The following is a 10,636-nucleotide window of genomic DNA, read 5'->3' as shown; positions in this document are numbered from 1 at the left end:
GGCCAGCCCCGCGCCGGCCGCGCCGCAGCCCGGCGGCGGCCCGGCGGCGGGGCCGGCGAGAAGGAAGCTCTCCTTCAAGGACCAGCATGAGCTGGAGACGCTGCCGGCGCGGATGCACAAGCTGGAGGCCGAGGCGGCGAAGCTGAGGGAGATCCTGGCCGATCCCGGTCTCTATGCGCGCGACCGGGCCCGCTTCGACAAGGCGACCGAGCTGTTGGGGAAGTCCGAGGCGGCGCTCGCGGAAGCCGAGGAACGCTGGCTCGAGCTCGAGATGCTGCGCGAGGAACTGGGCGGATAGGGCGCCGCCGCGCGGGCAGGCGGCGTCAGGCCCGCCGCGCCAGCCGCTCGGCCGCGGCGCAAAGCGCCGCCAGCACCTCGGGCTCCGTCGTCGTGTGGTTGCCGTCATTGACCAGGGTGAAGCCCGCCTCCGGCCAGGCTTGGTGCAACTCGAAGGCGGTGACGGCCGGCGTCACCACATCGTAGCGCGCCTGGACGATCTCGGCCGGGATCGCGCGGATCGCCGCCACCCCGCGCAGCAACTGCCCCTCCTGCAGCCAGGCGCCATGGGTGCAGTAGTGGGTGAAGAGGCGGGCGACGGCCAGCGCCCGGTCCGGCTCGGTCAGCCGCGCCACATGGGCCGGATCGGGGCGGAAGGTCTGGGTCCGGGCCGAGAAGCCGCGCAGGGCCAGGGCCGCCGGCAGGTGCACCGCCGGGTCGGGATCGATCAGGCGGCGATGATAGGCGGCGAGGAGATCGCCGCGCTCGGCCTCCGGGACCTGCGCGGCGAACTCCGCCCAGTGGTCCGGGAACAGCGCGCGCACGCCATGGAACCACCACGCCACTTCCGGGCGCCGGGCGGTGAAGATGCCGGAAAGGCGAAGGCCGCGGACCCGTTCCGGATGCGTCTGCGCATAGGCCAGGGCGAGGCAGGACCCCCAGCTGTGGCCGGCCACCGTCCAGGCCTCGAGGCCGAAATGCCGGCGCAGCGCCTCCAGATCCTCCACCAGATGCCAGGTGGTGTTGGCCTCCAGGCTGGCATGGGGCGTGGAGTCGCCGCAGCCGCGCTGGTCGAAGGCGATGATGCGCCAGTGTCCGGGGTCGAGCGAGCGCAGCGCGGCCGGGCTGCTCGCAGCGCCGGGGCCGCCATGCAGGATCACCACCGGCGGGCCGTCCGGGCGCCCATGCTCCCACCAGGCCAGGCTGTGGCCCTGGCCGACATCGAGGTGGCCGGAGCGTCGGACGGGGGATTCGGCATGGCCGGGCTGTGTCATGCCGCCAGTGAAGCGTGACGCGGCGCGTCTGGCGAGTGGGGTCGCCCATTCGGGCTGGCCATTGGGGCTGACGGGCCGGTCGCTTCGCGCTAACCGGCGGGAACCACAGAGCCGAAGCCCGCATGGCCAGTACCGAGCAGGACGACGAGGAGGAAGGCCCGCCGGGCCTGCCGCCGGGCACGCCCTTCTACATGACGCCGGCCGGCCACGAGGCGCTGCAGGCCGAGTTGCGCCGGCTCTGGAACGAGGAACGGCCGAAGGTCGTCGAGATCGTCTCCTGGGCGGCCAGCCTGGGCGACCGCAGCGAGAACGCCGACTACCAGTACGGCAAGCGACGGCTGCGCGAGATCGACCGCCGGGTGCGCTTCCTGCGCAAGCGGCTGGAGCGGGTGCAGGTGGTCGATCCGGCGGCGCAGCCCCGGCGCGACCAGGTCTTCTTCGGCGCCACCGTGACCTATGCGCGGCAGGATGACCAGGAGGTGACGATCACCATCGTCGGCATCGACGAGACCGACCTCGACCGCGGGCGCATCTCCTGGGTCTCGCCGGTGGCGCGGGCGCTGCTGCGGGCGCGGGTGGGGGATCTGGTCCGGGCGCGGATGCCCGGCGGCAGCGAGGAGATCGAGGTGGTGGCCATCAGCTACCCGGACCCGGCGGAATAAATCCCGGGCTGCGCCGGCTTGGCCCTGGCGGTGGAGGCGGGGGCGTCGCATGCTCGCACGGGCGGCGGAACCGCGCCGCCGGGAAACGCCGGAACCCCTGACGCCATGTCACAGCCTGTCGCCACACCGCCCTCCTGGACCGGTCTGCGGTTGCGGGGCCGCCTCGGCACGCGCTGGAAGGGCCTGTCGCCGACGCTCCGCGGCATGGTCTGGATGGGCTGTTCCGGCCTGCTCTTCTGCCTGCTGAACGCCATCATGGCCGCGCTCTCGCGCGAGCTGCATGCCTTTCAGACGCAGTTCCTGCGCTATCTCTTCGGCCTGCTCGTCATGCTGCCGCTGGTCTGGCGCACCGGCCTGTCCGGCTATGCCCCGCGCGGCATGGGCGGGCAGCTGTGGCGCGGCGTGGTGCACACGGCGGGGCTGCTGCTCTGGTTCCTGGCGCTGCCCCATATCCCGCTGGCGGACGTCACGGCGCTCGGCTTCACCTCGCCGATCTTCATCATGATCGGCGCGGTGATCTTCCTGGGCGAGAAGGTCGTGCCCTCGCGCTGGATCGCCGCCGCCATCGGCATCCTCGGCGTCGCCATCGTGCTGGGGCCGAAGCTCTCGGGCGGCGGCGGTGGCTGGACGCTGGTGATGCTGGCATCCTCGCCGCTGTTCGCCGCCTCCTTCCTGATCACCAAGGCCCTGACGCGGCGGGACCGGCCGGAGGTGATCGTCCTCTGGCAATGCGTGACGATCTCGGCCTTCACCCTGCCTTTCGCCATCGCCTTCTGGAGCTGGCCGACGCCGACCCAGCTCGCCTGGTTCGCGCTCGGCGGCCTGCTCGGCAGCCTGGGCCACTGGTGCCTGACCGAGGCCTTCCGCCTGGCCGACGTCTCCGCCACGCAGCCGGTGAAGTTCCTCGACCTCGCCTGGGCGGCGCTGCTCGGCCTCGTGGTCTTCGGCGACAGGCCCGGCTGGGCGACGCTGCTCGGCGCGCTGGTGATCTTCTCCGCCGCGACCTGGATGGCGCGGCGGGAGGCGGCGGGACGGGGCTGAGCCGCCGCCGCCCCCCCTCCCGGCCTCAGTTCGAGGTGATGCCGGCGACCGAGAGGATGGTGGCCAGCGCCGTCGCCACGCCCTTCACGCTCGGCCCCTTCTCGACATCGATCCATTCCTCCAGCGAGTGCTCGCGCCCGCCGCTGCCGCCCGTGCCGAGCGTCACCGCCGGGATGCCCAGGCTGATCGGGATGTTGCTGTCGGTCGAGGAGGCCTCGTGCACCAGGTCGTAGCCCTGGGCGCGGATCACCTCGGCGGCGATGCGGGCGAGGCGGGAGTCGCAGGGCGTCACCCCGGCGGGGCGGTCGCCGATGCGCGTCACCTCCACCTTGATCTCGCCCCTGGCCGTGTCCCGCGCCGCATTCTCATCCGCCGCCGCCTGCGGCAGCAGATCGAGGAAACGGGCCTCCAGCGCCGCCAGCCCGCCGGCCGAGGCCGAGCGCAGATCGACCTCCATCCAGGCTTCCTCGGGGATGGCGTTGATCGAGGTGCCGCCGCCCAGCCTGCCGATGGAATAGGTGGTCCTGGGCGAGGCCGGGACGCGGATGCGCGAAAGCCCGTCCGCCGCGCGCGCCAGGGCGAAGGCCGGGTTGACCAGGCCGAAGGCGCCGAAGGAATGGCCGCCCGGCCCGCGGAAGGTGACGCGGTAGCGCTTGCTGCCCACCGCCGCGTGCACCAGCCGCGCGGGATTGATGCCGTCCATGGCGATGAAGCCGGCCACCTGCTCGCGCCAGCGGCTGCGGCCGAAGAAGGCCTTCACGCCGCGCAGGTCGCCCGTGCCCTCCTCGCCGACCGAGGCGAGGAGCAGCAGTCCGGCCCGGGTGCGGAGGCCGGCGGCATCCAGGGCGCGCGCCATGGCCAGCAGCACGGCCAGACCACGCGTGTCGTCGCCGACGCCGGGCGCGCGCAGCACCGTGCCCTCGCGCCGCACCGTGACATCGGTGCCGGCGGGAAAGACCGTGTCGAGATGCGAGCAGAGCACGATCACGCCGGCCTCCAGGTCCGTCCCGGGGCGCAGGGCGGTGACATTGCCCTCGTCATCCGTCTCCACCTGCTCCAGCCCCTGGCCCCGCAGAAGCTCGGCATAGGCGGCGGCCCGCCGAGCCTCGCCGAAGGGGGGCGAGGGGATCTCGGTCAGGGCGACGAGCTGCTCGACGAAATGGTCGTGATCCGCCTCCAGGGCGGCGACCAGGCGGGCGAAGCCGGGTGCGGACAGCAGGGAGGCAGCTTCGGCGGCGGCGTCGCCACCCTCGGTGGCGAGCAGATGGCGGCGGAGGGCGGGAGCTTGATCGGTCATGGCGGAGCCTCGGCTGGACGGGGGCCGGAACCTCCGGCGCCGGGGCGCAGGGGTCAAGCCGCCGCGCCCGGGCCGCGCCTCAGGTGCCGACCCGAAGCGGGGCGGAAAGCTTGCGGAGGCAGGCGATGACGGACAGGGCGGTGATCCGGCCGGTCTTCGGATTCTCGCTCGGGACATTCTCGATGCTCATCGAGAAGCTGGCCGAATCCGCCTCCACCTCGACACGGTGGACGTTGCGGGTCAACGCGGGATCGGCCCAGATCTCCAGCTCCGTCCGGTCCGGCCCGATGCCCGCCAGGGACAGGGCCACGGCGACGTTGAGATTGGCGGGAAAGCCCACCGCCGCCTCGCGCGGGGTGCCCTTGAAGATGCGAAGGGGTTCGCGGATGTCGGAAATCGCGATGCCCTTCTCGATGAGATAGGGTGCGCCTTCCAGCCCGCGCACCGGCTTGCGCGTCACCATCCTCACCGAGCGGATCTCACCCTCCGCCGCGGCGGAGACGGCGTCGAGGCCGATCAGGGCGCCCGTCGGCACAATCAGCTGCGCCCCGTTCGCGCGCGCCAGCTCCACTAGCCCTTCATGCGACAACAGCGCGCCGGCGCTCAGGACCAACGCCTTCTTGCCGGCGGAGAGGAAGGGGGAAACGATCTCGGGAAGCAGGGCGCCCGGGGCACATTCGACGACGAGATCGGCCAGCGGCTCGAGTTCCGCGATCGCCAGCACCGGCACGGGGTTGTGCAGGCGGTTCATGCGGCGGGAGGCCGCCGCCCGGTCATGCGCGGAAACGGCGGTCAGCTCGCAGCCCGGCAGCCCCTCGTCGAGCGCCTGGGCGATGCGCATTCCCACGGCGCCGAAGCCGGCGATGGCGATACGAAGGGGGGGGCGGCGAAGCGGGGTCATGGCGTTCATCGGCAACCTCATGTGGCGCGGCAGAAAAGCCCGGACGACACGAGGCGGCAAAGCCTTTCTGGATTCGGCCCAGGCTCCGGTGCTTCGGCGAGGAGCGGATTCAGGACGCGAGGAGGCCCGGAAGGCCTCCTCGCGGCGAGGCTGGCGCCTGGGGGCGGTTTGGGGGAACCGCCAGCGCCAACCGGGTTGGCCACAAAGGGGGGGGGGAGGCGGCCGGCGCGGGGGGACTTACGGGGTGCCGCGACAATTGCCAAAGGCCAAATAATGGCGCGGTTACGAATCACGCGAACGTGAAAAAGGCCGGAACATGTCCCGGCCTTCTTCGTCTGCGCGCCGGTCAGGCGCTGTCCTAGCCGGCGGCCTCCGGGGCGTGCTCGTTCTCGCCATCGCCATCCGGCCGCGGAAGAGCCGGGACCGAGGCCTCGATGAACTCGAAGGTCAGGGCATCGTCCTTCTTGCCCACCTTGACCGCGCCACCCTTGGCCAGCTTGCCGAAGAGCAACTCCTCGGCCAGTGGCTTCTTGATGTACTCCTGGATGACACGCGCCAGCGGGCGGGCGCCATACAGACGGTCGTAGCCCTTCTCCGCCAACCACTCCTTGGCGGCGGAGGACAGCTCGATGGTCACGTTGCGATCCGCGAGCTGGGCCTCCAGCTGCATCACGAACTTCTCCACCACGCTGCCGACGATCTCCGGCGTCAGGTTGCCGAAGGGCACCACGGCGTCGAGGCGGTTGCGAAACTCGGGGGTGAAGAGGCGCTTCACCGCCTCCTCGTCCTCACCCTTCCGCTCCTCCCGGCCGAAGCCGATGCCGGCCTTGGCCATGTCCGCCGCGCCCGCATTGGTCGTCATGATCAGGATGACGTTGCGGAAATCGACGGTCTTGCCGTTGTGGTCGGTCAGCTTCCCGTGGTCCATCACCTGCAGCAGGATGTTGTAGAGGTCCTGATGGGCCTTCTCGATCTCGTCCAGCAGCAGCACGGCGTGCGGATGCTGGTCGATGCTGTCGGTCAGCAGGCCGCCCTGGTCGAAGCCGACATAGCCCGGCGGCGCGCCGATCAGCCGGCTGATGCTGTGCCGCTCCATGTACTCGGACATGTCGAAGCGGATCAGCTCGATCCCCAGCGTCTTGGCGAGCTGCTTGGCGACTTCCGTCTTGCCGACGCCGGTGGGGCCGGAGAAGAGGTAGTTGCCGATCGGCTTCTCGGCATCCCGCAGCCCGGCGCGGGACAGCTTGATCGCGGCCGAGAGGGCCTCGATCGCGTTGTCCTGGCCGAAGACCATCGACTTCAGGTCGCGCTCCAGGTTGCGGAGGGTTTCCTTGTCGTCCGAGGAGACGCTCTTGGGCGGAATACGGGCGATCTTGGCGACGATATCCTCGACATCCTTCAGGGTGACGGTCTTCTTCCGCTTCCCCTCGGGCTGCAGCATGCGCGAGGCGCCGACCTCGTCGATGACGTCGATCGCCTTGTCGGGCAGCTTGCGGTCATGGATGTACTTGGCGGAAAGCTCCACCGCCGCGCGGATCGCCTCGGGCGTGTACTTGACCTTGTGGTGCTTCTCGTAGTTGGTCTTGAGGCCGGTCAGGATCTTCACCGCGTCCTCGACCGTCGGCTCATTGACGTCGATCTTCTGGAAGCGGCGGACCAGGGCGCGGTCCTTCTCGAAGTAGGTCCGGTATTCCTTGTAGGTGGTCGATCCGACACAGCGCAGCGTGCCCTGGGCCAGGGCCGGCTTCAGCAGGTTCGAGGCATCCATCGCCCCGCCCGAGGTGGCGCCGGCGCCGATCACGGTGTGGATCTCGTCGATGAACAGGATCGAGCCTGGCTGCTGCTCCAGCTCGTTCACCACCGCCTTCAGCCGCTCCTCGAAGTCGCCGCGGTAGCGCGTGCCGGCGAGCAGGGAGCCCATGTCGAGGGCATAGATGGTCGACTTCAGCAGCACCTCGGGCACCTCGCCCTCGATGATCCGCTTGGCCAGCCCCTCGGCGATGGCGGTCTTGCCGACGCCCGGATCACCCACATAGAGTGGGTTGTTCTTGGTGCGGCGGCAGAGGATCTGGATGGTACGCTCGATCTCGTGGTCGCGCCCGATCAGCGGGTCGATCTTGCCCTGCTGCGCCTTCTTGTTGAGGTTCACGCAGTAGTTCGACAGCGCGTCCTGACCCCGGCGGCCCTGGGGCTTGTCCTCCTTTTCGCCGGGCTCCTCCGGGCTGGAGGGAGGCGTGGCGGGCGTACCCTGGACCGGCCGGCTGGCGCTGCGGCCGGGGGCCTTGGCGATGCCATGGCTGATGAAGTTCACCGCGTCGAGCCGCGTCATGTCCTGCAGCTGCAGGAAGTAGACGGCGTGGCTCTCGCGCTCGCTGAACAGCGCGACGAGGACATTGGCGCCCGTCACCTCGTCGCGTCCCGAGGACTGGACGTGGATGGCGGCCCGCTGCACCACGCGCTGGAAGCCGGCGGTGGGCTTGGGATCGCCCGAGCGCTCGGTCACCAGGCCGGCCAGGTCCTTGTCGAGGAACTCGGTCAGGTCGCGCTTCAGCTTGTCCTGATCGACGCCGCAAGCGCGCAGCACGGTGGCGGCGTCCGTATCGTCGACCAGGGCGAGGAGGAGATGCTCCAGCGTGGCATATTCATGCCGGCGGTCATTGGCGAGCCCGAGGGCCCGATGGAGCGTCTGTTCGAGGTTGCGGGACAGCATGCGGTACGACGCTCCCCTTCAAGAGCACGGCGCAGCCGGGGTGATCGGCCATCGCCGCAGGACAGGAACGGATCGGATGATCCGGATAACCGTAATGTGGTTCCTCACCCTCAAGACGGCGAGGGGTATTCTTAGTTTCAGCAGGTTACACAGAGATGAGCGTGCGATGCATCATTTTCCGCACGATCATTCCTTTTCGATCGTGCACTGCAGGGGGTGCTGATTCTGCCGGGCGAGGTCCATCACCTGGGTGACCTTGGTTTCCGCCACCTCATAGGTATAGACGCCGCAGACGCCCACGCCCCGGCGATGCACATGCAGCATGATGCGGGTTGCCTCCTCCCGGTTCTTCTGGAAGAAGCGCTCGAGCACATGGACGACGAACTCCATCGGCGTGTAGTCGTCGTTGAGCATCAGCACCTTGTACATGGCGGGCTTGCGGGTGCGGGCGCGGGGCTTGACCACGACCCCGGTGGCCGTGCCCTCGCCGCCGCCGTCCTGCCCCGCCCCTCCACTGGCACCGCGGATGGGGCGTTTGTCCTGATCCATCATAATTCCGCCGAAAGCCCACCCTTGTTCGTCATGCCGGAAACCGATTCTGACTCTGGCTGACGCACGCCGCCAGCGCCATCGCCGTTCCGCAGAGCCTCCCGTTAGCCCGCAGGATATCGGAGCGAAAGGGGCCAGGTGAAGGGCCACGCGGTCCGGCGAGGGAAAACCGGCCATCATCGCGGGACGGACCCATGCCCGGCGCGACGCCAGGAGGCCCGGAACGCAAAGGGCCGGCGACACCTTCGTGCCGCCGGCCCCCTCGTCATCGCCGGTGGAGGAGGCGGCGGTCCGGCCGCGCCTCCCCCGATGGCCTTCTCAGTTGAAGGCGGCCGGACGGCTCAGCTTCTCGAAGGCCAGCGTCATGCGGGCGACGATCGGGGCCGAGGACTGCTCGGCCAGCTTGAAGGCCGCCTCGTTCAGCTTGGTGGTCTCGGCCATCGTCTTCTCCAGCTGCGCCTTGGCGAAGCTGGTCTGCATCTCGGCGGCTTCCTTGATGCTCTTGACCGAGGACAGGGCCTTGGCGTTCTGCACGGCCTGCTCGTTCAGCGCCTGGAAGACGGCGAAGGCCTGCTTGCTGAGGTCCTGGAGGCCGGCCACATAGGTCTGGGTGGCCTTGGTCACCGCCTCGATATTGCCGCGGCTGAACTCCACCACGTCCTCGCTCGCCTTGTAGAAGCCCTCGGCCGAACGCGTCACCTGTTCCATGTTCTTCTCCATTGCCGTGCGGGCCTGCGCCACGCCTTCGTTCACAACATCCGTCGCCAGCTTCGGCGCGGCGGTGGGGTTACGCACCGCCTCCTCCGTCGCCTGCACGGCGGTTTCGGTCAGCCTCTCGGCCGCCGCGACGCCCGCCTGGGCCTTCTCCGTGGTCAGCTTGGTCACCTTGGCTTCACTGGCCATGGGTGCTCTCCTCGAACTCTGGCTCCAGAACCGGGAAGGAGCCGGTGCATCCGGCGGGTCGGCAGGGCCCCGGAGCCGGGGGAACCCTTGTTTACGCCTTTTGTGCAGCGCAACATAAAGCCGATATGGCAACGAGCCGGCGCGCTGTCGAGTCTTATTTTGCAGCGTACAAGAATTCTTTTCCACCTCCGAACGAAGAAAGTCACGGAGCCGTGAAGGCGGCGTTGCGCCAACTGTAAGAAATGTCTCTTAACCTCTTGTTAGAAGGCTGAGTTCCTGTTCAGTTCTCGATGACAGCTCTGCACGCATCCCGTTAGGATGCCTCCACCTCACTGGGGGGTGAGGACTTTTGGGGGATTCTCATGCAACTGACCCGCGCGATGCGGCAGCTGGGGCTGCTTGCCGCTTCGGCGCTCCTCGCTGCCGCGCTTCCTGGCGCCGCCAGGGCGCAGATCGGCAGCGAACGTTACGCCTCCGTGGTCATGGACCCACGGACCGGGACCGTGCTGTTCGGCAGCAACGCCGACGCGCCGCGCCATCCTGCGTCGCTGACCAAGATGATGACGCTCTATCTCGTCTTCGACGCGTTGCGCCGGGGCCAGCTCGACCTCGACCAGCGCCTGATGATGACCGACACGGCGGCGATGCGCCCGCCGTCCAAGCTCGGCCTGCCGCCGGGGCGGACGATCAGCGTCGAGAACGCGATTTATGCGCTGGTCACCAAGTCCGCCAATGACGTCGCCTCTCTGCTGGGCGAGACCCTGGGCGGCGGCAGCGAATCCCGCTTCGCGCAGATGATGACGCTGCGGGCGCGCTCCCTTGGCATGAGCGGTTCCACCTTCCGCAATGCCTCGGGTCTGCCGGACCCGGACCAGATCACCACGGCGCATGACATGGCCACGCTCGGGCGGCGCCTGCAGCAGGATTTTCCCGAGTACTACCATTACTTCGGCACCCGTCAGCATTCGATGGGCAGCATCACCTTGCGCAACCACAACCGCATGCTCGGCGAGTACGAGGGGGTGGACGGCATCAAGACCGGTTACATCACCGCCAGCGGCTTCAACATCGTCAGCAGCGCCAGGCGCCAGAACGCCCGGCTGATCGTCGCCGTGTTCGGAGGCAGTTCCTGGGTGGAGCGGGACCGCCATGCCGCCGCCCTGCTCGACCGCGGCTTCGCGCAGATCGGCGTGGGCGGCTCGGACTACTTCGCCCGCGCGACGCCTTCCACCGGCCTGGCCATGGCCGCCGTCGGTGGCGCCGCGCTGGCGGCCCGGCCGGTCCGGGGGACGGGGCTGGTGG

At 69.4% G+C, this 10,636-nt stretch carries 10 protein-coding genes; 4 read left to right on the top strand and 6 right to left on the bottom strand.

What is annotated here, in order from left to right:
* Window positions 1-298 (top strand): ABC transporter C-terminal domain-containing protein (locus tag ACVMLK_RS17090; RefSeq protein WP_457487079.1); only part of this gene is annotated, 298 nt, incomplete at its 5' end.
* 25 nt (window positions 299-323) lie between these two features.
* Here ACVMLK_RS17090 and pip read toward each other — a convergent pair.
* Entirely contained in the window at window positions 324-1,271 is a 948-nt protein-coding gene (gene pip / locus ACVMLK_RS17085; protein WP_457487078.1) for a prolyl aminopeptidase, read from the bottom strand.
* 122 nt (window positions 1,272-1,393) lie between these two features.
* Here pip and greB point away from each other — a divergent pair, with 122 nt between their 5' ends.
* Together greB and ACVMLK_RS17075 are read left to right on the top strand one after the other, a co-directional pair.
* A complete protein-coding gene (gene greB, locus ACVMLK_RS17080; RefSeq protein WP_422923592.1) occupies window positions 1,394-1,933 on the top strand; it encodes a transcription elongation factor GreB in 540 nt (179 codons plus the stop codon).
* A gap of 105 nt (window positions 1,934-2,038) precedes the next feature.
* Window positions 2,039-2,974, top strand: a complete 936-nt coding sequence (locus ACVMLK_RS17075) for a DMT family transporter (protein WP_198367928.1) — start codon at window positions 2,039-2,041, stop codon at window positions 2,972-2,974.
* Window positions 2,975-2,999: 25 nt separating this feature from the next.
* Here ACVMLK_RS17075 and ACVMLK_RS17070 read toward each other — a convergent pair whose 3' ends face one another.
* The 5 genes from ACVMLK_RS17070 to ACVMLK_RS17050 all read right to left on the bottom strand — a co-directional run bounded on the left by ACVMLK_RS17070 (window position 3,000) and on the right by ACVMLK_RS17050 (window position 9,334).
* Window positions 3,000-4,271 (bottom strand): M20/M25/M40 family metallo-hydrolase, encoded by a 1,272-nt coding sequence (locus ACVMLK_RS17070; protein WP_457487077.1) that lies wholly within the window; start codon window positions 4,269-4,271, stop codon window positions 3,000-3,002.
* 79 nt (window positions 4,272-4,350) lie between these two features.
* Window positions 4,351-5,181 carry an aspartate dehydrogenase gene (locus ACVMLK_RS17065; RefSeq protein ID WP_457487076.1) on the bottom strand — a complete coding sequence of 277 codons (831 nt, stop codon included), beginning with the start codon at window positions 5,179-5,181 and terminating at the stop codon, window positions 4,351-4,353.
* Between the two features lie 349 nt (window positions 5,182-5,530).
* Window positions 5,531-7,882, bottom strand: a complete 2,352-nt coding sequence (gene clpA, locus ACVMLK_RS17060) for an ATP-dependent Clp protease ATP-binding subunit ClpA (RefSeq protein WP_198367926.1) — start codon at window positions 7,880-7,882, stop codon at window positions 5,531-5,533.
* Window positions 7,883-8,068: 186 nt separating this feature from the next.
* Window positions 8,069-8,434 (bottom strand): ATP-dependent Clp protease adapter ClpS, encoded by a 366-nt coding sequence (gene clpS, locus ACVMLK_RS17055; RefSeq protein WP_232477408.1) that lies wholly within the window; start codon window positions 8,432-8,434, stop codon window positions 8,069-8,071.
* Between the two features lie 315 nt (window positions 8,435-8,749).
* Window positions 8,750-9,334, bottom strand: a complete 585-nt coding sequence (locus ACVMLK_RS17050; RefSeq protein ID WP_457487075.1) for a phasin family protein — start codon at window positions 9,332-9,334, stop codon at window positions 8,750-8,752.
* A gap of 362 nt (window positions 9,335-9,696) precedes the next feature.
* Between ACVMLK_RS17050 and ACVMLK_RS17045 the strand changes: the two genes are divergently transcribed.
* The coding region (locus ACVMLK_RS17045) for a D-alanyl-D-alanine carboxypeptidase family protein (RefSeq protein WP_457487074.1) at window positions 9,697-10,636 on the top strand (940 nt) is incomplete at its 3' end.

It is taken from the genome of Teichococcus aerofrigidensis (assembly GCF_054073225.1).
The sequence above is the reverse complement of the archived record's forward strand: the minus strand, read 5'-3'. Positions and strand labels throughout refer to the sequence as shown.

What these genes read in the sequence shown, in the direction of transcription:
- clpA (WP_198367926.1), bottom strand. Translation starts at nt 7,882, where the DNA reads ATGCTGTCCCGCAACCTCGAACAGACGCTCCATCGGGCCCTCGGGCTC.
- greB (WP_422923592.1), top strand. Translation starts at nt 1,394, where the DNA reads ATGGCCAGTACCGAGCAGGACGACGAGGAGGAAGGCCCGCCGGGCCTG.
- ACVMLK_RS17070 (WP_457487077.1), bottom strand. Translation starts at nt 4,271, where the DNA reads ATGACCGATCAAGCTCCCGCCCTCCGCCGCCATCTGCTCGCCACCGAG.
- ACVMLK_RS17050 (WP_457487075.1), bottom strand. Translation starts at nt 9,334, where the DNA reads ATGGCCAGTGAAGCCAAGGTGACCAAGCTGACCACGGAGAAGGCCCAG.
- ACVMLK_RS17075 (WP_198367928.1), top strand. Translation starts at nt 2,039, where the DNA reads ATGTCACAGCCTGTCGCCACACCGCCCTCCTGGACCGGTCTGCGGTTG.
- pip (WP_457487078.1), bottom strand. Translation starts at nt 1,271, where the DNA reads ATGACACAGCCCGGCCATGCCGAATCCCCCGTCCGACGCTCCGGCCAC.
- clpS (WP_232477408.1), bottom strand. Translation starts at nt 8,434, where the DNA reads ATGATGGATCAGGACAAACGCCCCATCCGCGGTGCCAGTGGAGGGGCG.
- ACVMLK_RS17065 (WP_457487076.1), bottom strand. Translation starts at nt 5,181, where the DNA reads ATGAACGCCATGACCCCGCTTCGCCGCCCCCCCCTTCGTATCGCCATC.